This is a genomic window from Actinomycetospora sp. NBRC 106375, assembly GCF_030269665.1.
In the GTDB taxonomy this organism is placed as follows: Bacteria; Actinomycetota; Actinomycetes; order Mycobacteriales; family Pseudonocardiaceae; genus Actinomycetospora.
Genome location: NZ_BSTS01000018.1, coordinates 1 through 26,120, shown reverse-complemented (window position 1 = coordinate 26,120; position 26,120 = coordinate 1). Strand labels below are relative to the sequence as shown.

Sequence of the window (26,120 nt, the reverse complement as noted above, 5' to 3'; positions counted from 1 at the left end):
GCCGGCGAGTTCTGCCTCGACACGGCTCCGGTCGAGGAGTCTGATTGATCCATTCCGTACACCAAAGTCTTCGTGGTGAGGGTCGTGGCCATCGTTCTCGACACTGCTCAGCATCCGCCGTCCGATCGGCTCGACCTCGTGCACGAGGTCATCGGCCGTCGGGGCGTGCCGACGCAGGTCGTCCTCGACCGTGACCTGCCGAGCGTGGGGCTACGGATGGAGGCCTGGCAGCTGGGACCCACCCATGTCCTGCGTACGAAGGGCACGGCGCTCCGTCTGCGACGGTCCGAACGTGACCTCCGCGGCGGTGCACCCGAGATCTTCGCGCTCTCGCTGGCCTTGAGCGAGAGTCTTCACACGGCCTGCGGGGTCACCCAGCATCACCGGGCGCACGATTGCCACCTCAACGACCTGACGGGGGAGACGGACATCGCGCAGATCGGGCCCGAGGGTGGGACGCTCATCGTGCACGTTCCCCACAGTGAAGTCGGCCTGACTGTCGACACAGTGCGGGCCGCGCTGCCGCGCCTGCGCGCGAGCCCGCTCTATTCCTTGGTGGCGGGCCATCTCAGAGAGCTCAACGCGTGCATCGACGACGTCGCGGCCGAACCACACCTGGCGCGGGCCTTGAGTGCGACGACCAAGGACCTCACCCGTGCGCTGGTGGTCACGGCCGCGGGCGATGTCCAGGCCCGCGGGGTGCTGCACGAGACGTTGCGCTCTCGCATCGTCAGCTACATCCGATGCCACCTCACCGAACCCGACTTGACGGCGACGCGCGTCGCGGCGGTCCATCACATCTCGCTGCGCACGCTCTACACCGTCTGGGGATCGGCACAGGAGCCGTTGATGGAGTGGATCTTCCGTCAACGTCTTCACGGCGCAGCCCGGGAACTGCGCGACCCGGCCGCGCGACACCGCACCGTCGCCGATGTTGCCCGCTGCTGGGGTTTCGTCGATCCACGGCACTTCCGGCGCCGCTTCGCCGCCGTGCATGGGATGCCCCCGGGTGAGTGGCGACGGCTCCCCTAGGACCTGGACAGTGCGCCAGCGAGGAAGCCCACGGCCTGGGCGATCGCCGTATCGGCGGCGTGCGTCTCCCGTAATGCGTTGAGCATCACGAAGTCGTGGATCACCCCGAGGTAGCGGGTCGCCGTGACCGCGACCCCGGCCGCGCGCAGGTGTGCCGCGTAGGCCTCGCCCTCGTCGCGCAGCACGTCGGCCTCGGCCGTGATCACCAGCGTCTCGGGGAGCCCGGCGAGCTGTTCGGTGCTCGCGCGCAGCGGGGACACCGTGATCTCCCGGCGCTGGTCCTCGTCGGTGGTGTACTGGTCCCAGAACCAGCGCATGCCCTCACGCTGCAAGAAGTAGCCCGTCGCGAACTGCGCGTAGGAGCCGGTGTCGAACGCGGCGTCGGTCACCGGATAGAACAGCACCTGACCCGCGAGAGGGACATCGCCGCGGTCCTTGGCCAGCAGCGCGAGCGCGGTGGCCATGTTCCCGCCGACCGAGTCCCCGGCCACCACCATCCGGGTCGGGTCGAGTCCTCGTTCGGTGCCCTCGGCGATCACCCATCGCGCGACCGCGTAGCTCTGCTCGAGCGCGGTGGGGTAGCGCGCCTCGGGGGATCGGTCGTACTCGGGGAACACGACCGCGGCCCCGGCGCCGACCGCGAGCTCGCGGACCAGCCGGTCATGGGTGGCGGCGTCGCCGAACACCCATCCGGCGCCGTGGATGTAGATGATCACGGGTAACGGGCCCGACGATCCGGCGGGTCGCACGATGCGGGTCGGCACGGTCCCGGTGGGCCCGCCGGTCACGGTGATCCACTCATCATCGACGGCGGGCTTGGCGATCTCGCCGGACTGGACCTCATCGACCGCGGCCCGGCCTTCCTCGGGCGGCAGCTCGAAGAGGAAGGGCGGTGTCGCGGTGGCGTCGGCGAAGGCCTGGGCGGCCGGTTCGAGAACCGGTACGGCCGGGGCGGGAGAGGTGGTCGGTGTGGTCGGTGTGCTCATCGATGGGCTCCTCGGCTCGGTCGGGGTCAGACGAAGCGCCGGACGAAGGTCAGTGCGGTCTCGGCGACCTCGCGCCAGCCGTGGTCGATGGTCAGGGCGTGTCCTCGCCCCGGGATCTCGATGATCTCCGTAGTGGCCGGGTTGTCGGCGTACTGCTGGTACGCCGCGTGGGTCAGGGCCCACGGCACGGTGTTGTCCCGCTCGCCGGAGATGATTAGCAAGGGGCCGCGGTCGGGGTTGTCGGCGTCGACGGCGGCCTCGGTGCGGGGGTTGATGTTGGCCGTGGCCGCCTGCCATAGCGGCAGGCCCGGGGCCGGCACGGCGAACTCGTCGTAGAGCGCGCGGGCCTCCTGCTCGTCCACCGCGTTGGCGAAGGCGTAGCGGAACTGGTCGTAGGTGAGGGGCACGGCTCGGTGGCGCGTCGTCGGGTGGGCGAGGACCGGGCTTCCGGCCTTCAGCGCCGAGAGGGGCAGGGGGAGGACTCCGCGAAATGGTGCGGGGTCGATGGCCACTGTGGCGGACGAGAGGCCTCGTCCGGCGAGGATCTGGGCGAACAGACCACCGAAAGAATGTCCGATCACGGCCGGTGTGTGGTCCAGGCGCTCGATCAGGGCGGTGTAGTGCTCGACGACCTGGCCAATGCTCTTGTCGGCGAAGACCTCGGGGTCGGCGTTGGCCTCGGGCACCGTCTCGGGGTCGTCCGGCCAGCCCGGCGCCAGTGGTGCGTAGCCGGCCTCGCGGAACACTGTTGCCCAGCGATCCCAGCTCGAGGGCAGCAGCCAGAGCCCGTGGACGAACACCACGGGACGCCGTCCGGAGGCGTTCGCCTCCTCGACCAATTCCTGGTCGTGTTCCATCAGCTCGGAGTCCATGTCCTCGCGCTCCTCGACGCTCGCGGTTGCACGACGAGCACTCTGGGCGAGACCGGGAGGAGACAGCAGGGCTGAGCGTGCAGCCCGGCGGGCCGAGCGTGCGCCGTCGTCGCCGGACCAACTTCTCGGGAAGAGCTGGGGCTCAGGCCACACGGCCTCGCCGCGCCTCGGGGTTCCTCGGGACGGCGCCGACCGCGTCGGGCTGCAATGGACGTCACGCGTGTAAGTCCGGCGAGGAGGCTCAGTGGCGAGCGTCGGCGGATGGCGGGCGATGCTCGACGCCAGCTCCCTGTGGAGCCGACTCGCGGTCATGTCCCAGCTCGTCGAGCGGACAGCGACGTTCAGTCGTTGACGATCGAGGCTTCATGGCTGCGGGGGAGACCCGAGCCGACGTCCCGCGAAAGGATCCACGATCGGACCTAAGATCGCTCCGTAGAGCTGTGACCAGCAGAGAAGGGTGCGCAGTCAGGGACTCGAACCCCGAACCCAGTGGACAGGGGTCAGAAACCCGGCGGTGCTTCGAGGTGTGCGTTTGTGCTGCTCAGCAACGCTGTCCTCGCGGAGCCGATCATGAGCGGTGGGCCGCCGGGCGCAGTCGTGGCCGGACGTAAGCGGACAGCTAAGCGGACAGCTAAGCGGACGGCCGAGCGGTCGGGCCGGAGTCGGCCGGTCCGGGTCATTCCGGGTCGGAGAGCGTCTGGGAGAGCTGGGCGCGGGAGGTGACACCGAGCTTCGGGTAGCCCAGGTGTAGGTGGTGGCCGATTGTCCGCGGCGGGGGTGGTGCAGGAGCTGACCACGGCGTGGGGCGGGGCGATGATGTGTGGCGGACCACGGCATGAGCCTCCGAGATGAGTTCCCGCTCATGGTCGAGGAGATCGACGCGATGGCCGCGCACCCGAGTATCGACTCTGCCCGATTCGTCCACGAACACCCGGCCCGGGCGAGCCCAGAGCCCTGCTGGGCTCGCTGCTCACGACGATGATCGACACCCTGATGCCGGACGAGGAGGACGCGCTCCGCGGCGCTGCGCACAGCGAGCGCAGCGAGGCGCGGGCCCATCAGCGCAACGGCTACGCCCTCGCGACTTCGGCGCCCGCGCCGGCACGCTGGACGTGGCGATCGGAGAAGCTGCGCCAGGGCTCGTACTTCCCGGACTGGCTGCTCGAGCGCCGCCGTCGCGTCGAAGCGGCTGACCTCGGTGGTGGCCACCTGCTCGGGCCAGCAACGCATGGTGGATGGTCGGGATCTACCTGCTCACCCTCGCGGTCCTGCTGCCGGTCGGCGGTCGACTGCGCGAGGCCCGGGGCCGGCGCGGACCTTGGCGATCGGGCTGGTCGCGTTCACCACCGCTTCGCTGGGTGTTTGGCTGGCGGACCGGGCGGCCCGAGATCGTGGTCTGCCGGGGCTCCGCCGGGTGCGCCGCGGCGCTGCTCGTGCCGGTCGCCCTGGCGCTGATCTACGCCTCGGCATGTCGGCCATGACACGATCCCCTATCGTCGGAGAAAGGCTCCTCTTCAGCAGCAAGAGTCTCCGGAGAGTCACTCGAACGAGGAATCAATGCGGTCGACGACGGCGGGGCCACTGATCGTGTGGTCCGGTGTTCTCTCGCGGAGTGCTCGTCCTGCTCACAGGGGTGAGGTGACAGGGGCAAGATTCGTACCGCGCAGGTGGGCAAGGAGCACGTCGAACATCGCTTCGAGATGGTCGATCGATCCCGTGACCCGCAGCATCTGCACGCCGCCTTGAATGCCGGTGATGAAGGCGATTGCCGTCCGTTCGGCGTCGACGTCGTTCGTGATCTCCCCGGCGGCCTGCATCTCCCGCACGCCCGCGGCGATGAACCCCTGCCATCGGGCGAGTAAGGACTGTGAGACCTCGGCGGCGCCCGGAGTATTTCCGACGGCGTCCATCAGCGTTCCCAACGGGCAATTGGCGCCTTGGAGGCGGTAACGCGCGAGGACTGATTCGCGCCAGCGTTCCCACGCCGACCATGACCGTAGTGCTCCGAGGTGTGGTTGCTGGTCATCGAGGACTTGATCGGCTTCGTGGCGGGCCACCGCGAGGAGCAGCTCCTCTTTGCCGCCGGGGAAGTAATGAAATAGCTGCCCCCGACTGGTGCCGGTGATCGACTGCACGTCCTCCAAGGTCATGGTCCCGGGCTCATCACTACGTAGATGGGTGGCTGCGCCCTTGATGATGCGATTGCGGGTGGCCTTGCCTTTCGACGTGAGCTTCACGACTTCAGTGTCACGGTTCTGGTCCGGAAGGTCCAGCCTCGCGCCTCGCCGAGGGACGCAGCCGTCGGACGCTGCGACGCGACCGTCAGAGCGCACTAGATGACTGTGTCTCGTACTGCTTGGACGAGCGCCGCGGGTGGTGTCGCTGAGCCGGCCCGGGAACCCCCGATCACGGGCGAGACCAGCGCCGCCGAGCAGTCCGGCCGCAGAGCGACGCACCCGCCGAGCGGCGCGGGACCCTCGACCCCAGGTCTCGAAGATTGGACTTGTGGGTCCAAAAAATTCTCCCTACCTTCGCCGACGCGAACGGTCGGCAGGGCCCGACGTCAGCGAGAACGGCGTCGAGGGTCCGCCGCTGCCGGCGCACTTCACCGGTCCGGTGACACCGCAGACGATCGAGCCCCAAACCCGAGAGAAGCCACTCCAGTGCCTGCCTACGACAACGACACTCTGGTCCGCGACTTCGTCGAGACCTTCAGCAGCAAGAACGCCGACGCCTTGGGCTCGTTCCTGACCGAGGACGTCTCGTTCCTCGCCTACGGGGACAGCGAAGTCAGGGGCAAGGACGCCGTTGTCGAGCTGTGGCGCGGCGTCTTCAACAACTTCGAGCAGGTCGAGTTCGAGACCGTTCATCAGGCTGTCAACGGCGACATCGTGATCGCCGAACAGGTCCACGGGCTCGGTCTTCCCGGCGGCACGCCCGCCCCCATCATGAACGTGGCCGTCTACGAGATCCGCGACGGCAAGATCGCGGTGTGGCGCGACTACACCAACCCCACCTACGCAAGCTCGCTGCTGCAAGCCTAGTCCCCACCCACTGTCAAATCACTATCCCACCTGTTGAATTGGAGATCGCTGCGCCGTGCGTGCTGTAGTCATCGCAGAGCTTGGCGACGTCGATGTGATCCAGCTCGAGGACGACTGGACCGACCCGATCCCCGGCCCGTCGGATCTACTGGTAAATGTCGAGTTCGCGGGTGTCAACTTCATGGACACCGCCGCGCGTCGCTGGGGTGCCCCTCACGGTCGCCTGCCCCTCATTCCCGGGGTGGAGGCAGCCGGCACAGTCGTCGAGCTGGGTAGGGACGTCACCGACTTCGCGGTCGGCGACCGTGTCGCGTGGGCGACGGTGTGGGACAGCTACGCCGAGCGTCTGGCCGTCCCGGCCGAGCAGGCAATCCCGCTGCCCGACTACATCGCCACCGACGTCGCCGCGGCGACGATGATTCAGGGGCTCAGCTCGCACCACTTCGTCAACGAGATCGCCCCCCTCACCGAGGGCCAGACCGGCTTGGTGCACGCCGCAGCCGGCGGCGTCGGCCGAATGGTGAGCCAGCAGCTCAAGCTGCGGGGCGCCCGGGTCGTCGGCCTGGTTTCACGTGAGGAGAAGGTGCCGGTCGCCAAGGCGGCGGGGGCGGACGAGGTGCTGATCTCCACCGACGGTGATTTCGCCGACCAGGTCAAGGACCTGACCGACGGCGAAGGCGTCGACGCGGTCTTCGACGGCGGAGGCGCGAGCACCTTCTGGCCGTCGTTGAACTCGCTCGCCGTGGCCGGCACGCACGTCTGGTACGGACCCCTCATCGGTGAGATCCCGACGGTGTCGATGTTCGAACTACCCAAGAGCGTCCGGCTCTCCTACGCCGTCTACTCCGATCACATCCGCACTCGCTCGCTGCTGTTGAAGCACTCCACCGATCTGTTCGAGAAGATCCGAGACGGCAAACTACATATCGATATCTCGCACCGCTATCCGTTGGGTGAAGCAAAGCAATCCCACATCGCTCTCACCTCACGAGCCACGACAGGCAAGCTGCTGCTCGACACGGCCCGCTGACAGCGGTCCGAATCGACGCGCCTACGGCGCCAATAGGTCATCGCACGTACCGCCGGAAAAGAGACCGCCGTGTCGTATCCTATCGACTCCGAGCTGGCTCCACTGCTCGGGAGTGTCCCCAAGTACAGTCTCGCCGACTACGCGTATGCCCGCGAGGTCTCCGAGAGCCTCATGAGCGGCGCGACGGCGTGCGAGTCCGCCAGCCCCCTGGCAGTGCGCGACGTCATGATTCCCGGACCCGACGGTTCACCTGAGGTCCGTGTACGGATCTTTGCCCCGGAGGGTTCCGCCAACCCGCTGCCCGGGTTGGTGTACATTCACGGCGGTGGCTGGATCACCGGCAATATCGAAGCCTTCGATAACGACTGCCGGCGGATCGCCGACCAGGCTCGCGCTGTCGTGGTCTCCGTCGGATACCGACGCTCTCCTGAGCACCGCTTCCCGGCGGCCATCGAGGACTGCTATGCGGCGTTGGAGTGGGTCACGAAGCGGGCTGGGGAGCTGCGGATCGACCCCACCCGGTTGGGCGTGGGCGGCGAGAGCGCCGGTGCCGGGCTGAGTGCGTGCCTGGCGATCCTGGCCCGTGACCGTGGTGGCCCATCTCTGTCTTTCCAGTACCTCGGCGTACCGGTTCTCGACGACACTCTCGATCACAGCTCCGCGGTGCAGTTCGTCGATACGCCGCTGCTGTGGCGCAACGAGGTCCGGATTGCCTGGTCGTCCTACCTCGGCGACCTCTACGGCACCGAGGACGTCCCACCTCACGCGGCCGCGTGGCGGGCCACGGATCTGACCAGGCTCCCCCGAACCTACATCTACGTGGCGGAGTTCGACCCGTTACGTGATGAGGGCTTGGCCTACGCACAACGATTGATCCACGCCGGTGTGCATGTCGAGTTGCGGCACTACCCGGGGACTTTTCACGGCGCACACCTATTCCCTTCCGCGGTCGCGAACCGCATGGTCGCCGACTCCATCGACGCCATATCCCGCGGCCTGCATGAGCACGCCACCCGCTAGGTACCAGCGGGGACCATTCACGGACCGTCCATCACCTCGAGGGGCGGACGGGGGTTCAGCAGGCCCCGTGCTCGACCGGCGAGCTCGGCGTCGACCTGCACCTCGTAGCTGCTCGCCTCCAGTCGACGCACCGAGGCGAAGTCGCGACGCCCGCGTGTTGCCGCGTGCGCGACGGCCCCGAAGATCCCCCCGAAGATCGCGCCGAGGACGATCCCGGCGGCGACCGGGAGGAGAAAGTTCGGCGTGAAGAGGAAGAAGACCACACCGATCAGCAGGCCGAACCACGCGCCACTCGCGGCGCCCGCGGCCGCTGCGCGTGGGACGGTCAGCCGTCCGGTGACGGTCTCGTCCAGCCGCAGATCGCGACCGACGATACTGGTGCGATCGACCGGGAAGAGCGCGTCGGACAGGGTGTCGACGTCGTGCTGCGCCTCCTCGTACTCGGCGTGGACGCTGATGGTCTCTCGCGCAGAGCGTGTCCGTGTCATGGTGTCTCCTGGCGTGGTCGTGTTGTACCTGTCACTGCGCCGGCAGCGGCAAGGTGCCGGAGGGCCTTCTCTTCGTCGGACGGGTCCACGAGCACGCGAACCCCCTGCAGCTGCAGTTGCGGCACCTGGCCCCCGGCGTCGTCCGCAGCGACGGCGGCCCGAATGCCCCGGCTACGCAGGAAGCGGGCGACGAGATCGGCCTCGGTCCGGCTCGCGACGATCATGACCGGCGTGGTGCGGACGTTCATGGCGTATCCACGGTCGTCGGCGGGCGCAGCGGCAGCGGCGTCGCTCGGCGGGCGGGCAGGTACCAGTTGCCGTCGAGCCTGATCGTGGTGCCAGTCAGGTAGTTCGCTACCGGACTCGCCAGGTAGACGACGGCGGATCCGACTTCTTCGAGACGGGCGATGCGGCCGATGTCGTTGGGGGCGAGGGAGTGGACGACTGCCGTTTCCATCTCGTCCCAGGTGTTGCCCATGGTGTTCGCTCGTCCGAACTCGACGAGCGTGTCCTTGCCGGCGTCGGTGAGTATTCCGCCCGGTGCGACGGTGTTCGCGGTGACACCGGTTTCTCCCAGTTCCCGCGAGAGCGATCGGGACAGGTAGTCGCGGGCCGCGTTCGTCGCCCCGTAGTGTGGCTGCGCCGCGGTCGGCAGCAGCCCGGTCACACTGCTGATCTGGATGACCCGACCCCACCGCCGCTCTCGCATGGGCGGCACGAGACGCCGGATCAACCGAACACTCGAGAGGACGTTCACGTTGTAGATGTCGGCCCAGCCGCTCGACGTGAGATCGCTCCAGGTTCGTTGTGGCTCGAAGTAGCCCACGTTGTTCACCAGGATGTCGACGTGTCCGTCGGCGAGCGCGGCGCCGGCGACGGCGTCCGCCTCCTCATCGGTGTCCAGATTTCCGGTGACGGCGGTGGCCGCTCCCTCCTCGTCACGGATGGCCTTGACGACCAGCGAGGTCCTCTCCTCGTTGCGCCCGTGCACGACCACCTCAGCGCCTTCACGCGCGAGAAGTGTTGCGATGGCCGCGCCGAGCCCCGAGCTCGCCCCCGTCACGAGCGCCCGCTTGCCTCTCAGTTGGAAATCCACGTCCGTCTCCTCATGTCGAGAATCGAAATATGATCGGGCGCGCGACGTGCGCTCAGCGGGCGAGGAAGTCGAGGAGCGCGGCGTTGACCTCCTCGGGGAAGGTCCAGCCAACGTTGTGGGGCCCGTCGGGGATCTCGACGACGGTCAGGTCGGCGATCAGCTTCTCGTCGCGGAGCCGGCCGGCGGTCGCGTCGAACGGCAGGATCCGGTCCGCGGTCCCGTGGACGACCAGGGTCGGCACGTCGATGCGGGGCAGGTCGGCGCGGAAGTCGCTGAGCCACGAGTCGACGCAGGCCAGGGTCGCGTACGGGCCGCTCCGAGCCGCGGTCTGGAAGTTCGCGCGCAGCGTCGCCTCGCCGATGCGCTTCGGGGCCAGGACGTCGGTGTTGTAGAAGTCGGTGAAGAACTCGTCGAAGTAGGCGTACCGGTCGGCGAGAATGGCGGCCTTGATTCCGTCGAAGACCTCGCCGGGCACGCCTCGGGGGTTGTCGCCGGTCTGGAGCAGGAACGGCGGGATCACGCCGAGCATGATCGCTTTGGACACTCCGGACGAGCCGTAGGCGCCGAGATATCGGGTGACTTCGCCGGTGCCCATCGAGAAGCCGGCCAGCACCACGTCCTGGTCGAGGGCGAGGTGGTCGAGCAGCGCCTTGAGGTCGGCGGCGAAGGTGTCGTAGTCATAGCCCGCAGTCGGCTGGCTGGAGGCCCCGAAGCCGCGGCGGTCGTAGCTGATGCAGCGGTAGCCGGCCTCGAGCAGGGCGCGTTCCTGGCGTTCCCAGGAGTTGCCGTCGAGGGGGTAGCCGTGGATCAGCACGATCGGGTGGCCGCTGCCGTGGTCGTTGTAGTGCAGAGAGATGTCGGCGCCGTTCTCGCGGCCGACGGTCACGAAGGACATGGGTCTTCTCCTTGCCGGTTGGTGGGTGGGGTGGGCGATGTGGCCGGTCACTCGCCCTATGTCTGGTGTGCTTCAGGTCAGGCGGGTGGACCGTTCCTCGACCATGGCGATCAGGACTCGCCGGACCAGGCGCGCGATCGGCGAGGTGTCCGACGGCGCGCGCTCGGCCACGGCGATCAGCGCGCCACGTGTCGGCTCGCCTCGGGCGGCCGCTTCCGCGAGGAGGGAGGCCATGTCGGTGATCGCCTCGTCCAGCCGGGGCGTGGGCGGCTCGAGTCCGAGCTCCTTGCGCCACGCGGCGTCCGCGCGGGCCTCCGCCACCACCCCGGCGGTGCGCTCCGGCGCGTAGGCGAGGGCTTCGGCGACCGCTTCGGCCCAGCAGGTGAGGACGGTGAGCTCGTGGACGTCGAGCGCGGCCGAGGCGGCCGACGCGGCGGAGCCGGCCGCCGGCGGGCGCGAGTCCGCTCCCGCGGCCCGTGCCCGGACCTGGTGGATCGCGGCAGCGAAGCACTCCGTTCCGTTGTTCGCGGGTGCTCGGCCGTCGGCGCTGCGCCGGGTCGCGCGGTCCATGCACACGGTCAGGAGGACGGCGTGGGCGCCGGCCTCGAGGGGGATCTCGTGGAAGCCGCCGGTCGAGTCCTTCCACAACGCGACGACGGGTGCCACGGCCCGGTCGTTGGGGCGGGAGCGCGCGACCATGCCGTAGGACGTCAGCGTCAGCACGGCCGAGCCGGGGTCGTCGGCCAGGCCGCTGGCGTAGCGCGACGCCCACCGCGAGCCCAGCTGGGGTCCGTCGAGCAACGCGGGGAAGACGATGGTGGGGCCGACCGCCCGGATGAGCTCGGCGACGTCGTCGTTCTGGGCGAGGTCCTCGCAGACCAAGCAGGCGAGCGTGAGCTCGGCGACCTCCACGAACTGGACCGCCTGGCGTGGGACGTCGACCGCCTCCCACCAGCGCACCTGGGGGTGCAGCTGCCCTCCCAGGTGGTACTGGTCGATCTGGGCGCGGTCGAGTGACCAGCGGTGGTGCTTGCCCTGTCGGATGTGCCACCAGGGCGGTGCCGGCTCGTCGGTGCGCGAGGCGCCCTTCTCGAGCAACGGGTTGATCCCGATGTGGATCGCGCTGCCGGGGAACCGAGTCGGGTCGGGGGAGTGCTCACGGACCCCGGCCTGCAGGAACACGACCCCGTGGCGGTGGAGCAGGGCCTCGAGGCCCGCGATCTCGGTGGCATCGACGGCGCTCTCGGGCAGGTAGACGACGTCCACCCCGCCGGCCTCGTCCCGGGCGGAAGTGAGCACCCGGTCGAGGAGGTCGAGGTCGAGGGCCTCTCGGGGTGCGAACTCGAAGAAGGCGTAGGGCTCCCGGTCCGGTCGCCGGACGCCGCCGTCGGCCGGCCGGAAGTCGGAGGCCCGGACACGCAGCGGCCAGGGCAGCAGCAGGATCCGGGCGAACTCGGAGCGCACGTCGCTGCCGCGGTGACGGGCCGGGACCTTGTGCCAGCACGCGTCGGGGACCCCGTCCTGCACGCAGGCGTAGCGGGAGTGCGCCGCCCGCCCCGTCGGGGGCGTCCGCACCTTGGGCAGCACCCGTAGCAGGTGCGGGTCGAGACGAGCCATCGATCCCGTTCTGACCAGCAGCTCCCGCCCGCGTGCCCGGTACACCCCGGCGTCGGCGTCGCTGCTGTCCAGAGCGACTCCGAGGCCGGCGCACGCCTCGTCGGCGACGGCGTGCAACGTCAGCAGCGCCTCGCACACCACGGGTTCGCGTCCCTGGGCCAGGTGCTCGAGGGGCACGTCGGCGTGTCGCGCGATGAGGTGCCACGCCTCGACCACGAGATCGGGGGGCGCGTCGGATCGCTCCGCGGCCGTTCGCCACAGGGTGGCCGCACGCTCGACCTCCTCGGCCCAGCCGGGGCTGCCCGCGGGAGGCCACTCGCCCGGTGGGCCGAGGGTGAAGCGGAACGCCTCCGACCGGTGCAGGAGGACGTCGGTCAGGGCGAACACGTCGGGCGGCCAGGTCAGCAGCCCGTCGTCGATCGTCGAGCCCACGACCGCTCGCCACGTCGAGGCCAGGGTCAGGCTGTCCGTCCCGCCGTTCGTCATGGTGTCGACGGTGATGTCGGCGGAGGCCGCTCGCCCCAGTACAACGCACTGGCCCCGTCCCTGGTGGGCACCGAACACGCGTCCGCGACGCAGGCCAGGGTGTCTCACGGGCGCGAGGGTCATCGGGTGGCGCGATGCTCGTCGCGACATCGCTCGGGACGGGCCGGGCGGACCGGGGCCGCAGTCGGGAGCTGACCTGATGGACATGGGGCTCGAGGTCGTCGTCGTGCCGGTCACCGATGTAGACCGGGCCAAGGCGTTCTACACGCGTCTGGGGTGGCGGCTCGACGGCGACACCAGCGGCGACGAGCTGCGGTTCGTCCAGATCACCCCGCCGGGGTCCCGGTGCTCGATCGCCTTCGGTAGCGGCATCACCACCGCCGTCCCCGGCACCGCCCAGGGCCTCCACCTGGTCGTCGTCGACATCGAAGCCGCTCGTGCCGACCTGCAGGAGCGGGGGGCCGAGGTCAGCGAGGTGTTCCACGACGGCGGCGGGGTCTTCCACCACGGCGGGCACCGGGAGCGTGTTCCCGGCCTGGATCCAGGCCGCCGAAGCTATGCCTCCTTCGCCTCCTTCGCCGATCCGGACGGGAACGGCTGGCTGCTGCAGGAGGTCGCGAGCCGGCCTACGGCGGCAGCTCTGCAGCACGAAGCCCCACAGGAACGATGGAGGACGCCATGAGCAGCGCGGCACCGCCCCTGTCATCGGGCGATCGGCCCCCGCCCGCCGCGCGGCGGGCCCCGTCGTACCACGCGGCGGCGACCGACGGTCGACGGTCGCCCGGGTGGCTACCATCGCCACGGGTCGTCGCACCGGCGGGCACGTCGCCGAGCCGACGGTGGGCGCCGTCGCGAGCGGGCGGAGTGACTGAGATGCCCGACGAGGTGGAGCCGTCGCGGGGCCGGTTGGTGGGCCGTCGCCGGGAGCTCGATGCCCTCGACGATCTCGTGAGCCACCTCCGCGAGGGGCGGAGCACCGCGCTCGTCGTGCGCGGCGAGGCGGGTGTGGGCAAGACCGCCCTGCTGCAGCACCTCGCCGCGCGCGCACCGGGATGCCGCATCGCCCGGGCGTCGGGCGTCGAGTCGGAGATGGAGATCGCCTTTGCCGGCCTGCACCAGCTCTGCGCCCCGGATCTGGACCGGCTCGACCGCCTCCCCGGGCCCCAACGAGATGCGCTCCGGACCGCGTTCGGGATGCTGGCCGGTCCTCCGCCCGACCGCTTCCTGATCGGGCTGGCCGTACTGAGTCTGCTGGCCGAGGCGGCGGGCGACCAGTCGCTCATCTGCGTGATCGACGACGCCCAGTGGCTGGACCGGGCGTCGCTGCAGGCGCTCGCCTTCGCGGCACGCCGGGTGGACGCCGACGCCCTTGCCCTCGTCTTCGCGGTGCGGGAGCCCAGCGACGAACCCGAGCTCGCCGGGTTGCCCGACATCGTGGTGGACGGCCTGTCCGACACGGAGGCGCGTGCCCTGCTGGACGGCGTCGTCACCGGGCCGCTGGACGAGCAGGTGCGCAGCCGGATCGTCGCCGAGACGCGCGGCAATCCGCTGGCCCTGCTCGAGGTGGTGCGCGGGTCGACACCGGAGCAGGTGGCCGGGGGGCTCGGCCTGGCCGGCGCTCCGGCCCGCGCCGTGTCGGGGCGGATCGTGGAGAGCCTTCGCCGCCGCCTGGAGACCCTGCCCGCCGCGACGAGACGTCTCCTGCTGCTCGCCGCTGCCGAGTCGGGCCAGGACGCCGCGCTCGTCCGGCGGGCGGCCGACCGCTGGGGCATCACCCCGGAGGCCGCCGAACCGGCCGCCGCCGAGGGGCTCATCGGAGCCGGCAGCGACATGCGCTTCTGCCACCCGCTCGCGCGCTCCACGGCCTACCGGTCCGCGCCACCGCAGGAACGACGCAACGCCCACCGGGCCCTGGCCGACGCGACCGACCCTGACGATCCCGACCGCCGCGCCTGGCACCGGTCCCAGGCCACCCTCGGACTGGACGAGGACGTCGCCGCCGAGCTCGAGCAGTCGGCCGACCGTGCCCGAGCCCGTGGTGGCGTGGCCGCGGCGGCGGCCTTCCGCGAGCGCGCCGCCGAGATCACCCCCGACCCGGCGCGGCGCAGCGCGCGGGCGCTCGCCGCCGCCCAGGCGAAGTACCACGCGGGCGCACCGGACCGCGCCCTCCGGCTGCTCGCCATCGCCGAAGCGGGTCCGCGGGACGAGACGGCCGCCGCACGCGCGGACCTCCTGCGGGCCCACATCACCACCGCGTCGGCCCCGGACCGGGCGGCCGGTCTCCTCCACGCGGCCGAGCGCCTGCAGACGCTGGACGTCGACCTGGCTCGCGAGACCTACCGCGACGCCTTCTACTCCGCCCTGAGGGCCGGCCGGCTCGCGTCGTCGGGCCGGGTGCGGGACGTGGCCGCTGCCGTGGGAGCGGCGCCGCCGACGACGCGCCGGCCAGACGCCTGCACACCTCTGCTCGACGGCCTGGCGCGCCTGATCAGCGACGGCTACGCCGCCGGCGCGCCGAGCTTGCGCACGGCGCTGCACGCGTTCCGGGACACCGAGGTCCGTACCGACATGCTCCTGCGCTGGCTCCCACTGGTCAGCCGGGTGTCCCACGACATGTGGGACGACGAGAGCTGGCACGTGCTGTCCCGGTTGCTGACGGACCTGGCCCGCGACCGCGGCACGTTCAGCGTGCTGCCCGTGGGCCTGAACCTGCGCCTGGCGGAGCGGCTGTTCGCCGGTGACGTGTCGAGCGCCGTCGCGATGGCCGAGGAGGGTCAGGCCATCGCGGAGGCGACGGGCGCCACCTCCGCTCCCTACGGCGCCCTCGTCGTCGCTGCGTGGCGAGGCGAGAAGTCCAGGACCGAGGAGCTCGCTGCTGCCGCGACACCTGAGACCACCGCGCGCGGCGAGGGGCAGTGGTTGACGGCCGTCGCCTGGGCGACCGCACTGCTGCACAACGGATCGGGCCAGTACGAAGCGGCGCTCGCAGCCGCAGAGCGCGGCAGCGAGTATCCCGAGGAGCTCGGCCTGGCCAACTGGTCCATGGTCGAGCTGGTCGAAGCCGCCGCCAGGACCGGCAAGCCCGAACGTGCCGCCTGTGCCGCGCGTCGACTCACGCAGATGGCCGACGCCTGCGCGACCGATTGGGCGCTCGGGACCGCGGCTCGGGCCCGCGCGCTGCTGGCGGAGGGAGAGGCGGCCGAGCGTGCCTACCGGAAGGCGATCGATCACCTCGGACGTACCCGGGTCCGATCCGCGCTCGCTCGGGCCCACCTCGTCTACGGCGAATGGTTGCGGCGGGAGCACCGACGGGTCGACGCCCGGCGGGAACTGCGCCTCGCCCACGAGATGCTCGCCGCGATGGGCGCCGAGGCGTTCGCCGAGCGTGCCCGTCACGAACTGCTGGCCACGGGGGAGACGGTGCGCAAGCGGACGGTCGCGGCGACCACCGAGCTGACCGACCAGGAACGGCACATCGCTCGCCTCGCGGTGGCCGGGTACACGAACCCGGAGATCGGTGGCCAGCTGTTCATCAGCCCTCGCACCGTGGAGTGGCACCTGCGCAAGGTGTTCTCCAAGCTCGGCGTCGGCTCGCGGAGGGAGCTGCGCCACGCGGTCGATGCCGCAGCGCTCGTCCCCGCCCGCTGAGCCGGGCCGTCGCCGTCACCGACGGACGCGCGAGCACCGGTCACGGCCCTCCCGGACGCGCTAGCCTGCCGCCATGCGGGGAGGTGACGCCCCTCCCGAGCTGCGTGGCCGGCGCCGCGAGCGCGACCACCTCGATCGCCTGCTCGCAGGGGTCCGGGCCGGGCAGAGCGGGGTCCTGGTGCTGCGCGGGGCGCCGGGGATGGGCAAGACAGCGCTGCTCGACCACCTCTGTCGGCACGCGTCGGGCTGCCGGGTCGCGCGTGTGGCGGGCGTCGAGTCGGAGATGGAGCTGCCCTTCGCCGGTCTGCACCAGCTCTGTGCGCCGTTCCTCGACGGCCTCACGCGGCTCCCGGAACCCCAGGCGGACGCGCTCGGGGTCGCGTTCGGACTGCGGACGGGCGACACCCCGGATCGCCTGCTCGTCGGACTCGCCGTCCTGACCCTGCTCTCCGAGGTGGCGGCCGAGCGGCCGTTGATCTGCGTCGTCGACGACGCGCAGTGGCTGGACCGGGCCTCGGCGGAGGTGCTCGCCTTCGTCGCCCGTCGCCTCGCCGCCGAGGCCGTCCTCCTGCTGGTCGCGATGCGGGAGCCCAGTGACGAGCAGTACCTGGCGAGCTCGCCCGCGCTGATCCTCGAGGGCCTGCGCGACGACGATGCGAGAGCCCTGCTCGCGTCCGTCCTCACCGGTCCGCTGGACGAGAGGGTGCGCGAGCGCATCGTGGCCGAGGCGCGCGGCAACCCGCTGGCGCTCGTCGAGCTGCCACGGCGAGTGACCTTCGACGAGCTGGCCGGCGGCTTCGGGCTGTCCGGCTCGCACGGCGTCGCCGGCCGGATCGAGGAGGGCTTCCGTCGCAGCGTCGAGCCGCTCTCTCCGGACGTGCGCTCGCTCCTGCTGATCGCGGCGGCCGAGCCCCTCGGCGACCCCCTGCTGCTGTGGCGGGCCGCCGAGCGGCTGGGCCTGGCGGTGTCGACGGCCGACAGCCCGGAGACGGACGGCCTGCTCACGATCGGCGAGCGTGTGACGTTCCGTCACCCCCTCGTGCGCTCCGCCGTCTACCGAGCCGCGGACGCGGCGGAACGTCGAGCGGTGCACCTCGCGCTGGCCGAGGTCACCGACCGCGACGCCGCCCCCGATCGCCGCGCGTGGCACCTCGCGGCGGCCACGGTCGGCCACGACGACGACATCGCCACGGAACTGGAGCGTTCGGCGGAGCGGGCGCGGACGCGAGGCGGGCTGGCTGCGGCCGCGGCCTTCCTGCAGCGCTCGTCCGCCCTGACCAGCGACCCCGAGCGTCGTGCCGAGCGCGCACTGATCGCCGCCGAGGTCAGCGTCCAGGCCGGGGCCTTCGAGGCGACCGTCGAGCTCCTGGCCACGGCCGAGGCCGGACCCCTCGACGAGCTGGCGCGTGCGCGATCCGGTGTCCTGCGGGCGCAGGCGACCTACCTGCGGGGTCGGGGCGGTGACGGGCCGGCGATGCTGCTCCGGGCGGCCGGGACGCTGGAGCCGCTCCATCCGCGCCTCGCCCTCGAGACCTACCTCGACGCCTGGGGGGCGGCGCTCTACGCCGGACCGCTCGCCCACGAGGTGAGCCTCTCGCAGATCTCGCGGCAGGCGCTGGCCGCACCGCGGACCGCTAGTTCCCCTCGCCCCGCCGACCTCCTGCTCGAGGGGTTCTCCCTGGCCGTCACCGCCGGGCGGCGCGCCGCGGCACCCGTTCTGGCGCGAGCGGTCGCGGGCTTCGACAGCAGCGAGGCCACCGTCGACGAGGTGCTGCGCTGGGGATGGCTCGCGACCGCGGCGGCCGTGATGGTGTGGGACTACGACAGGTGCCTCGCCATCACGGCGCACGAGGTGGCGGTCGCCCGCGGCACGGGCGCGCTGAGCGTGCTCGCGTCCGGGACCAACGTCCTCGCGCAGGCGGTGGCGCTGGGTGGAGACCTGCGACGGGCGGCATCGCTGGCGGCCGAGGCCGGCGCGGTCACCGAGGCGACGGGCACCCGGCACGCGCCCTACGGCGCGCTGCTGGTCGCCGGCATGAGGGGGCGGGAGGCCGAGGCCGTGCCCCTGATCGAGGGCACCGTCCGGGAGGCCACGGCCGGAGGGCAGGGCATCGCCGTCCAGTACGCGCGGTGGTCGCAGGCGATCCTGGGCAACGGTCTCGGGCGCTACGACGAGGCGCTGGTCGCGGCACAGGATGCCAGCGAGGACACACCGGAGCTGTTCGTGTCGACGTGGTGCGTCAGCGAGCTCGTCGAGGCCGCGGTCAGGTGCGGACGTCCCGATCGGGCCCACGACGGGCTCGAGCGGCTCGTCGAGGCCACCGAGGCATCGGGGAGCGACTGGGCACTCGGGATGCAGGCACGCTCACGCGCGCTGCTCGGCGCCGGCCGGGAGGCCGAGAGCCTCTACCAGGAGGCGGTCGCGAGGTTGTCGCGGACGGGGGTGCGCCCCGAGCTCGCCCGTACCCACCTGCTGCACGGCGAGTGGCTCCGCCGCGAAGGTCGCCGTGCCGACGCCCGGGCGCCCTTGCGCACCGCCCACGAGATGCTCGGCGCGATCGGGATGCACGCCTTCGCCGACCGCGCGCGTCACGAGCTGGCTGCGGTGGGTGAGAAGGTGTCCCGTCCCGACGTGCAGCCGTCCGACACCCTCTCCGCCCAGGAGGCAGAGATCGCCCGACTGGCCGGTGCGGGGCACAGCAACCCCGAGATCGGCGCTCACCTGCTCCTCAGCCCGCGGACCGTGGAATGGCACCTGCGCAAGGTGTTCACCAAGCTCGGTGTCACCGGGCGCAAGGAGCTCCCCGCGGCGCTCGGCCCCGCAGGGACCGGTCACCCCTGAAGCAGAGTGGACGCGAAGGTGGGGTTCGTGTAGTCGCGCCACGCGGCGATCTTGCCGTCGCGGAGCTCGTAGACGGCCATGTTCCTGATCGGGGCGAGTGGTCCTCCGGGTAGGGCGAGCCCGTGAACCTGCTCGGCGATGACGACGTCTCCGTTCACCGCCTGGTGGATCGTCTCGAACTCGACCCGTTCGAAGCTGCTGAACACGTTCTTCCACACCTGGACGACGGCGTCGCGGCCCCGTACCTCGTCGTCGCCGTAGCTGGTGAAGACCACATCGGGGTGGAGGTACTCGCCGAGGCGCTCGGCGTCCTTGGTGGTGAAGGCCGCCACGAAGTCCCGGACAAGGGTGTCGTTGTCGTTCATGAGCTCTGATCTCCTCTCGGTCAGGCTTTCTCGAGTGCGAGCTGGTGCAGGTTGGACGCCGCCACGTCGAGCACCGTGCTGCCGTCGCCGCTCAGGACGCTGCGCGTGGCCCAGAGGGCGAAGCCGCCCGCCTCGTGGAGCCCGACCCTCGGCGGGACGGCGAGCTCGTGCCGCGCGGTGACGACGTCCACGAGGACCGGGCCGGGGTGGGCGAAGGCATCCCGCAGGGCGTCGTCGAGCTGGTCCGGGTGGTCGACGCGGATGCCGTGGAGGCCGATGGCGCGGGCAAGCGCGGCGAAGTCGGGATTGTCGAGATCGGTGCCGTGGTTGACGATGCCGGCCGCCTTCATCTCCAGCTCCACGAACGCGAGCGCACCGTTGTCGAGGACGACCACCTTCACCGGCAGTCGGTGCTGGCGCAGGGTGAGCAGCTCGCCCATCAGCATCGCCAGGCCACCGTCGCCGCAGAGGGCGACGACCTGCCGATCCGGGAGGGCGGCCTGGATGCCCAGGGTCTGGGGGAGGGCGTTGGCCATGGTTCCGTGGTTGAACGAGCCGATCAGCCGGCGGCGCCCGTTCGTGCCGATGTACCGGGCGGCCCACAGCGTCGGGGTGCCGACGTCGGGAACGACGACGACATCGTCGGCGGCGTGGTGGTCGATCGCGGTGACGACGTGCTGGGGGTGGAGCCGGCCCGGACCTCCCTGTGCGGCCGCGAGTGCGGCGAAGCGGGCCCGGGTTCGCCGGTAGTGGGCCGTCATCCGGGTGAGGTGCTCGTCGTCCCGGTCGGCGCGTAGGTGCTGGATCAGGGCCTCGACGGTGTCCTTGACGGTGCCGACGAGGGCGACGTCGACGGGCACGCGTCGACCGATGTTCTCGCCTCGGATGTCGACCTGCACGATCCGCGCGTCCGGCGGATAGAAGGGTCGGTACGGGAAGTCGGTACCGAGCATCAGCAGGGCGTCGCAGTGCTCCATCGCCCGGTAGCCGGAGGCGAAGCCGAGGAGACCGGTCATGCCGACGTCGTAGGGGTTGTCGTGCTCGACGAACTCCTTGCCGCGCAGGGTGTGGACCACCGGGGCCCGGAGTCTCCCGGCGACCTCGAGCAGCTCGCGGTGCGCGCCCTCGCAGCCGGCGCCGGCGAGGATCGTCACCGATCCGGCGGCGTCGAGCACCCGCGCCGCGGCGACGATCTCGTCCTCGCTCGGGCGGACGATCGGCGTGGTCGGGCGGGCGACGGTCGGCGTCGACGCGTCCGGCGCCCGATGCAGGAGGAGCTCGCCGGGGATCACGACGACGGCCACACCGCGCCGTTCGATCGCGCTGCGCATGGCGATGTGCAGGACACGGGGCAGCTGCTCGGGGCTGCTGACCAGCTCGGCGTACACGCTGCACTCGCGGAAGAGCTCGGGCGGGTGGGTCTCCTGGAAGTAGCCGCTGCCGACCTCGGATAGCGGGATGTGGGCGGCCAGCGCCAGCACGGGGACGCGGCTGCGCTGGGCGTCGAACAGGCCGTTGATCAGGTGCAGGTTCCCCGGCCCGCAGCTCGCCGCGCACACCGCCAGCTCACCGGTGATCGCGGCCTCACCGGACGCCGCGAGAGCCGCCGACTCCTCGTGCCGGACGTGCTGCCAGGCCACCTCCGGATGGCGGCGCAGCGCGTCGGTCAGACCGTTGAGCGAGTCGCCGGGAAGCCCGTGGACGCGCCGGACTCCCGACGCCTCGAGGGTGGCGACCACGACGTCGGCGAGCGTGCGGGCGGGGCTCATGTCCGCACCGCGGCCGCGGCCAGCAGCCGGAACGCTGCCGCGGTGCCGAGCCCGTACACGAGGTGGGCGCCCAGATCCCGAGCGAGGGTCCGCCGGTCGTAGCGCCAGATCGGTTCGTACAGCCCGGTCGGGGGCAGGACGGTGTAGCTCAGGCCCCACACCCCGGAACCGAACGGCACCCCGAACCAGGTGCGTGGCGTGCGCACCGAGCCGGCCAGGAGGCCGTACTGCGCCCCGGTCACCGTGCCGTAGCCCCAGTGGATGAGGTTGTTGACCAGAGCTGCCCGGCGCTCGGGGAGCTCGCGGCGGAACAGGCCCTCGACCAGCCGCCTGCCGACCTGGGCCGGCGCCGGCGCCTCACCCCAGCTCTCCAAGCCCGCCGACAGATCCCAGCTCCGGAAGCCGCTCGTCCCGCCGCCGTGCCGGTAGAGCGCGAACCAGTACAGATCCATCGCGAGCGTGCCGGCCGCTCCCGCAGCCAGACCTCGCGCGACGGCGCCGAGGGGCGTGACAGCGCCCCGATCGCTTCTCATGGCTGTCGATCCCTCCGCCCGTGTTCTCTCAGGTCCGGGACGGCTCGAGCCCGGCCGCGCGAGTCATGTGGGCGGCGTACCAGGCCGGCCACTGCGGGTCCTCGTGCCCGATCTCGGCCTCGTGCCGGCCGTGGGCGATCGCGGCGTTCCGCAGCGCCCGCTCCACGTCGTCGGCCGAGCGGTAGACCACCGCGTCGATGCGGCCCGGGATGCGGTCGGTGACCTCCTGGACGACGAAGCCGTTGCCGTCGGGGTCCTCGAACGACAGGAACGAGCCGTAGGACCGCCGGTCGGGATGAGGTCCGGCGACCCGGTCGATCATCCCGGCGTGGTGGAACAACCCTCCCGCGTCGTGGAAGATCTCGCTCGCGTCGACGCCGCGCGCGACGAGCTCCTTGCGCATCGCGACGATGTCCTCGACGACCAGGTGGATGCCCCGCGCCGAGCCGGGGACGGCGTCGGTGACCCCGTCACCGATGACGATGGACGCCGGCGAGCCCGGCGGCGTGAGGTGCACGATCCGGAATCCCTCCGCACCGGCGTGGTCGAGGTCCTTCCGGAAGCCGAGCCCGGTGTAGAAGTCCGCAGCGCGGTCCACGTCCGAGACCGGCAGGACCACGAGCTCGAGTCTGATGTCCATCGTCAACCCCTCCTGGGTGCGTCGCCTGCCGTGTGGCATCGACGACGACCGTCGACCCGCCGGCCCGGACCTCGCCCCAGGGGTTGTCCCTGGTGAACCCCCTGGTACTCGCCACCACCGCCGAGCCCCGTGCCTCCACCAGGGTCTTCCACGGGGGCGAGGGCGGCGTCGGCTGCGCAGGCTGGACATGGCGCCAGAACCCGATCAAGGAGGCCCGCCGTGTCCACGATCCACCTCGCCACGAGCACCGTGGCGACGCCCGAGCAGTTCGTCGCGAGCCTGACCGACTTCGGTCCGGGCCGCTCCGAGCTCTTCAGCAACAGCGCCGACGACTACCTGCAGGTGCACGACAAGGGGCCCGACCACGCTGACGTCACCGAAGGGTCCGGCGGGATCTGGGAACGCCTGAACTACGACTGGTCCGACCCGCGCCGTGTCGTCATGACGACCACCGACTCCAACGTCTTCGGCGGCGCGTCGGGCCACACCTACACGCTCACCCCGCAGAGCGACGGGACGACCGCGGTGGACGTCGTCGTGGTGCGCGACGGCAAGAACCTCAAGGGGCGGGTGGTCGGAGCCCTCCTCGGCACCGTCGGGAAGGGCGTCCTCTCCAAGGCCCTGCAGAACACCGTCCGGACCGTCGAGGCCCGTTGCGGCCTGGCGACCTGATCCCGGACCACGACACCGATCCGACCGAACGAGAGGCCCCACCATGACCGGCACCCGTGGGGGAGCGGAACGCTCCCTCAACTCACCCCCGGCCGACACCGCCCCCGAGCCGACGGTCGCAGCCGGCACCTCCCCGCGCCGGCTCTACCTCGTGCGCGGGCTGGTCGCGATCGCCTGGGCGGTCGCGTTCATGGCGTTGGCGGACTCGCTCACCCCCGTGGCCGCGGTCCTGCTCGTGATCTACCCCCTGATCGATCTGGTGGCGGTCCTCGTGGACGCGAGTCGCCCGCACCGCAGCTCCGAGCGCAGGGTCCTGTACGGCAACGCCGTCACCAGCGCTCTCGCCGCGGTGGCGGTGGCGGTGGCCGTCGCGACCTCCGGTGGGAGCCGCGCCGTGCTCGCCGCCTTCGGGGTCTGGGCCACCCTGTCGGGCATCGCCCAGCTCGTCGTCGCGCTCCGACGGCGTGGCCCGCAGAGCGGCGGCCAGTGGCCGATGCTGATCGCCGGCGCCCTCTCGACCCTGGTGGGCATCGTCTACAACGTCACCGCCGCCACGTCGCTCGCTCCCACGTTCGACCCGCTGGTCGCGTACGCCGCCGCCGGCGGAGCGTTCTTCGTCATCCAGGCCGGGCTCCTGACCTGGCGCGCGCGCCGCCCGGCCACCGGCCGACCCGCTCGGTCGAGTCGATGAGGAGCATCAGGCCGCACCCACCGTTCGACCCCGAACTGGCTGCCGTTCTCGCGGCGGTGCACGAGGTGAACCCTCCGACCATCACTCCGGACGGGATCGCGCACCTGCGCACCATCACGAACGAGTACGGCGTCCTCGCCCGGGACGCGCTTGTCGACGTCGCTGTCGAGGATCACGTCGTGCCCGGCCCGACCGGTGCGCCCGATGTCGTCGTCACGGTGCTCCGTGCTGAGGAGAGCGGACGCGCTGAGCCGCGTGCGGGCCTGCTGCACATCCACGGCGGGGGCATGGTCGCCGGACACCGCATGGTGGGGCTCGACTGGGCGCTCGAGTGGATGGGTGCCGTCCCGATGGTCGTCGCGTCGGTGGAGTACCGGCTGGCGCCCGAGCATCCGCATCCCGCTCCAGTCGAGGACTGCTACGCCGCGTTCACCTGGCTCGCCGACCACGCGGACGAGCTGGGCATCGACCCAGGTCGGATCGTCGTCGAAGGAGGCAGCGCCGGAGGCGGCCTCGCCGCCGGGCTCTCGCTGATGGCACGCGACCGCGGCGTCCCGCCACCGGCGGCGCAGATGCTGATCTGCCCGATGCTCGACGACCGCGCCCGCACCCCCTCGAGCACCGAGCTCGACGGTGAGGGTCTCTGGGACCGCACGTCGAACGCCACCGGCTGGTCCGCGCTGCTCGGGCCCGCCGCGGGCGGACCCGACGTACCGTCCTACGCAGCACCCGCGCGGGCGGACTCGCTCGCCGGGCTCCCGCCGGCCTACGTCGACGCCGCCTCGGTCGAGACGTTCCGGGACGAGGCCGTCGAGTACGCGACCCGGCTGTGGCACGCCGGCGGTCAAGCCGAGCTCCACGTCTGGCCGGGCGGCTTCCACGGCTTCGACTCCGTCGCGCCCACCGCGGTGCTCTCGCGCGACGCCCGAGCGGCCAGGGTGAACTGGATCCGGCGAACGATCGGACGGCAGGCATGACGGTGCAGCGCCCCGGAGGGAGGCGTGACGAGATGACCTATCCGACGACGGCCCGGCCAAGCCTGGTGCTCGTCCACGGCACCGGCAGCACGGGGCTGGGCAGCTGGGGACCCGTGCTGGATGCTCTACGGCAGCACTTCACCGTCCTCGCGCCGGATCTTCCCGGCTCCGGGTCCGCCCCGCTCCCCGACGGCCCGCTGCACCTCGACCTGCTCGCCGACCACGTCGTGGCGGCAGCGCACGACGCGGGAATCGACGAGTTCGCGCTCGCAGGCACGTCCCTCGGGGCGGCGGTCGCCGTCCGAACGGCGACGCGACACCCCGAGCGGGTGAGGTCGCTGGCGCTCGTCGTCGGCTTCGTCCGGCCGAGACCGACCTTGGATCTCGCCCTGCGCGTGTGGGCCGGCCTGGCCGCGGCACGGGCCCCGGAGACGGGCGCCTTCCTCGCGGGACTCACCTTCGCCGAGCCCTACTTCGCGGCGCTGCCGCGCGAGGCGCGCGAGGCGATCGTCACCGCCTTCGGAACCGTCTCCGGACCAGGAGTCGAGGCGCAGATCGCGGCGGCGCGCTTCGTGGATGTCGCGGAGGATCTCGCGCTGATCACGGTTCCGACGCTCGTCGTGTCGGCGACCGGTGACCGCTTCGTCGCGCCCGAACACTCCCACGAACTCGTGCAGGCGCTTCCGCATGCAGGCCTGGTCGAGATGCCCGGAGGGCACGCGGCCATGCTCGAGGACCCGGGCCCGGCCGGTGAGGCACTGGTGGAGTTCCTCGCCGAACAGGGACGCAGCTCTGCTCCCACCACGTGACGCGACCGTCTGCGCCAGCCTTTCCACGAAGCGCGTCGTCGCACATCAATCAGGAGGACGACATGTCACGATCGGCTCTCGAGATCGTCGGCTGTCCCGGATGCACCTCCCCTGCAGAGGTCGTGGACCGGTTCGTGCTGAAGAGCGCCAAAGGACCTATCGAGCACGTCCTCCTGGAATGCCTCGAGCGGCACCGATACACGGTGCTGGCCGAGCGTCTGGACCGTCCATGGTCCGCGGCCTCCGGCCTTCAGGACCGGTCGCCCAGCCCCGACGAGGGGACGGCATGGCGGCACCCCTGAGCCTCGCAGCCGCCGCGGCTCGGGCCGGCCGACGCCCGTCGTGACGTGGAGTACGTGTTCGGCGATCTGAACGCCGACGACCTACAGCAACCCGACTCTGCGAGCCGCGGTGCCCGGGCACTACCCGAGTCGGTATGGAGCTTCGCAGGTGGTCTGCGCATCTCGCAGTGATCGAGCAGTGAGGTTGGCCCCTGACACCGGACACGTCGTCTGAGGTGGACCCGGTCCGCCAGGGAGGATGTCGTTCGTGCCTGCACCTCACCCGCCGGAGTTCCGGCGTCGCGCCGTGGATCTCGCTCGTGCCGG

General features: G+C 71.4%; 24 protein-coding genes. 12 read left to right on the top strand and 12 right to left on the bottom strand.

Going from position 1 to position 26,120, the window contains the following annotated elements; all coding sequences use genetic code 11:
- Window positions 1-84 precede the first annotated feature (84 nt).
- The gene (locus QSK03_RS25220; protein WP_285657894.1) at window positions 85-1,032 is read left to right on the top strand and encodes a helix-turn-helix transcriptional regulator; all 948 of its coding nucleotides are present in this window, start codon (window positions 85-87) and stop codon (window positions 1,030-1,032) included.
- Here QSK03_RS25220 and QSK03_RS25215 read toward each other — a convergent pair.
- Both QSK03_RS25215 and QSK03_RS25210 read right to left on the bottom strand, forming a co-directional pair.
- The gene (locus tag QSK03_RS25215; RefSeq protein WP_285657892.1) at window positions 1,029-2,018 is read right to left on the bottom strand and encodes an alpha/beta hydrolase; all 990 of its coding nucleotides are present in this window, start codon (window positions 2,016-2,018) and stop codon (window positions 1,029-1,031) included. The two genes, QSK03_RS25220 and QSK03_RS25215, sit on opposite strands and share 4 nt — an antisense overlap.
- 26 nt (window positions 2,019-2,044) lie before the next feature.
- On the bottom strand, window positions 2,045-2,890 hold the full coding sequence (locus QSK03_RS25210) for an alpha/beta hydrolase (RefSeq protein ID WP_285657890.1): 846 nt from the start codon (window positions 2,888-2,890) through the stop codon (window positions 2,045-2,047).
- A 978-nt stretch (window positions 2,891-3,868) separates the two neighbouring features.
- On the opposite strand from QSK03_RS25210, the gene QSK03_RS33215 reads away from it, so the two are divergent.
- Window positions 3,869-4,345, top strand: coding sequence for a transposase (locus QSK03_RS33215; RefSeq protein WP_352232039.1), 477 nt, complete (start codon window positions 3,869-3,871; stop codon window positions 4,343-4,345).
- Between the two features lie 170 nt (window positions 4,346-4,515).
- Here QSK03_RS33215 and QSK03_RS25200 read toward each other — a convergent pair whose 3' ends face one another.
- Entirely contained in the window at window positions 4,516-5,127 is a 612-nt protein-coding gene (locus tag QSK03_RS25200; protein WP_285657888.1) for a TetR/AcrR family transcriptional regulator, read from the bottom strand.
- Between the two features lie 426 nt (window positions 5,128-5,553).
- Here QSK03_RS25200 and QSK03_RS25195 point away from each other — a divergent pair, with 426 nt between their 5' ends.
- From QSK03_RS25195 to QSK03_RS25185, 3 genes are all read left to right on the top strand, one after another.
- Window positions 5,554-5,934, top strand: a complete 381-nt coding sequence (locus tag QSK03_RS25195) for a nuclear transport factor 2 family protein (RefSeq protein WP_285657886.1) — start codon at window positions 5,554-5,556, stop codon at window positions 5,932-5,934.
- 55 nt (window positions 5,935-5,989) lie between these two features.
- A complete protein-coding gene (locus tag QSK03_RS25190; protein ID WP_285657883.1) occupies window positions 5,990-6,964 on the top strand; it encodes a quinone oxidoreductase family protein in 975 nt (324 codons plus the stop codon).
- 171 nt (window positions 6,965-7,135) lie between these two features.
- Window positions 7,136-7,984 (top strand): alpha/beta hydrolase, encoded by an 849-nt coding sequence (locus QSK03_RS25185; RefSeq protein WP_285657882.1) that lies wholly within the window; start codon window positions 7,136-7,138, stop codon window positions 7,982-7,984.
- 17 nt (window positions 7,985-8,001) lie between these two features.
- Here QSK03_RS25185 and QSK03_RS25180 read toward each other — a convergent pair whose 3' ends face one another.
- From QSK03_RS25180 to QSK03_RS25160, 5 genes are all read right to left on the bottom strand, one after another.
- A complete protein-coding gene (locus QSK03_RS25180) occupies window positions 8,002-8,472 on the bottom strand; it encodes a YflT domain-containing protein (RefSeq protein ID WP_285657880.1) in 471 nt (156 codons plus the stop codon).
- Window positions 8,469-8,720 carry a hypothetical protein gene (locus QSK03_RS25175; RefSeq protein WP_285657878.1) on the bottom strand — a complete coding sequence of 84 codons (252 nt, stop codon included), beginning with the start codon at window positions 8,718-8,720 and terminating at the stop codon, window positions 8,469-8,471. Before QSK03_RS25175 ends, QSK03_RS25180 begins: the two co-directional genes overlap by 4 nt.
- Window positions 8,717-9,568, bottom strand: coding sequence for an SDR family NAD(P)-dependent oxidoreductase (locus QSK03_RS25170; protein ID WP_285657876.1), 852 nt, complete (start codon window positions 9,566-9,568; stop codon window positions 8,717-8,719). Before QSK03_RS25170 ends, QSK03_RS25175 begins: the two co-directional genes overlap by 4 nt.
- 52 nt (window positions 9,569-9,620) lie before the next feature.
- Window positions 9,621-10,463 (bottom strand): alpha/beta fold hydrolase, encoded by an 843-nt coding sequence (locus QSK03_RS25165; protein ID WP_285657874.1) that lies wholly within the window; start codon window positions 10,461-10,463, stop codon window positions 9,621-9,623.
- 72 nt (window positions 10,464-10,535) lie between these two features.
- Window positions 10,536-12,566: a hypothetical protein gene (locus QSK03_RS25160; RefSeq protein ID WP_285657872.1), complete on the bottom strand. Its 2,031-nt coding sequence runs from the start codon at window positions 12,564-12,566 to the stop codon at window positions 10,536-10,538.
- Window positions 12,567-12,771: 205 nt separating this feature from the next.
- Here QSK03_RS25160 and QSK03_RS25155 point away from each other — a divergent pair, with 205 nt between their 5' ends.
- The 3 genes from QSK03_RS25155 to QSK03_RS25145 all read left to right on the top strand — a co-directional run bounded on the left by QSK03_RS25155 (window position 12,772) and on the right by QSK03_RS25145 (window position 19,056).
- Window positions 12,772-13,248, top strand: a complete 477-nt coding sequence (locus QSK03_RS25155) for a VOC family protein (protein ID WP_352232038.1) — start codon at window positions 12,772-12,774, stop codon at window positions 13,246-13,248.
- A gap of 191 nt (window positions 13,249-13,439) precedes the next feature.
- Window positions 13,440-16,214 carry a helix-turn-helix transcriptional regulator gene (locus QSK03_RS25150; protein WP_285657868.1) on the top strand — a complete coding sequence of 925 codons (2,775 nt, stop codon included), beginning with the start codon at window positions 13,440-13,442 and terminating at the stop codon, window positions 16,212-16,214.
- Between the two features lie 73 nt (window positions 16,215-16,287).
- A complete protein-coding gene (locus tag QSK03_RS25145) occupies window positions 16,288-19,056 on the top strand; it encodes an ATP-binding protein (RefSeq protein ID WP_285657866.1) in 2,769 nt (922 codons plus the stop codon).
- Here QSK03_RS25145 and QSK03_RS25140 read toward each other — a convergent pair.
- From QSK03_RS25140 to QSK03_RS25125, 4 genes are read right to left on the bottom strand one after another with little or no spacing between them, the layout of a single operon-like run.
- Window positions 19,047-19,421: a nuclear transport factor 2 family protein gene (locus QSK03_RS25140; protein ID WP_285657864.1), complete on the bottom strand. Its 375-nt coding sequence runs from the start codon at window positions 19,419-19,421 to the stop codon at window positions 19,047-19,049. The genes QSK03_RS25145 and QSK03_RS25140 overlap by 10 nt on opposite strands.
- 20 nt (window positions 19,422-19,441) lie before the next feature.
- The gene (poxB, locus tag QSK03_RS25135; RefSeq protein WP_285657863.1) at window positions 19,442-21,190 is read right to left on the bottom strand and encodes a ubiquinone-dependent pyruvate dehydrogenase; all 1,749 of its coding nucleotides are present in this window, start codon (window positions 21,188-21,190) and stop codon (window positions 19,442-19,444) included.
- Window positions 21,187-21,723, bottom strand: coding sequence for a hypothetical protein (locus QSK03_RS25130; protein ID WP_285657862.1), 537 nt, complete (start codon window positions 21,721-21,723; stop codon window positions 21,187-21,189). Before QSK03_RS25130 ends, poxB begins: the two co-directional genes overlap by 4 nt.
- Before the next feature lie 28 nt (window positions 21,724-21,751).
- Window positions 21,752-22,363: a VOC family protein gene (locus tag QSK03_RS25125; protein WP_285657860.1), complete on the bottom strand. Its 612-nt coding sequence runs from the start codon at window positions 22,361-22,363 to the stop codon at window positions 21,752-21,754.
- A gap of 219 nt (window positions 22,364-22,582) precedes the next feature.
- Here QSK03_RS25125 and QSK03_RS25120 point away from each other — a divergent pair, with 219 nt between their 5' ends.
- The 4 genes from QSK03_RS25120 to QSK03_RS25105 all read left to right on the top strand — a co-directional run bounded on the left by QSK03_RS25120 (window position 22,583) and on the right by QSK03_RS25105 (window position 25,512).
- The gene (locus QSK03_RS25120) at window positions 22,583-23,035 is read left to right on the top strand and encodes an SRPBCC family protein (protein WP_285657858.1); all 453 of its coding nucleotides are present in this window, start codon (window positions 22,583-22,585) and stop codon (window positions 23,033-23,035) included.
- Between the two features lie 43 nt (window positions 23,036-23,078).
- On the top strand, window positions 23,079-23,726 hold the full coding sequence (locus QSK03_RS25115; protein ID WP_285657856.1) for a DUF308 domain-containing protein: 648 nt from the start codon (window positions 23,079-23,081) through the stop codon (window positions 23,724-23,726).
- A 65-nt stretch (window positions 23,727-23,791) separates the two neighbouring features.
- Entirely contained in the window at window positions 23,792-24,703 is a 912-nt protein-coding gene (locus QSK03_RS25110; RefSeq protein ID WP_352232037.1) for an alpha/beta hydrolase, read from the top strand.
- 32 nt (window positions 24,704-24,735) lie between these two features.
- The gene (locus QSK03_RS25105; RefSeq protein ID WP_285657853.1) at window positions 24,736-25,512 is read left to right on the top strand and encodes an alpha/beta fold hydrolase; all 777 of its coding nucleotides are present in this window, start codon (window positions 24,736-24,738) and stop codon (window positions 25,510-25,512) included.
- The last annotated feature ends 608 nt before the right edge of the window (window positions 25,513-26,120 follow it).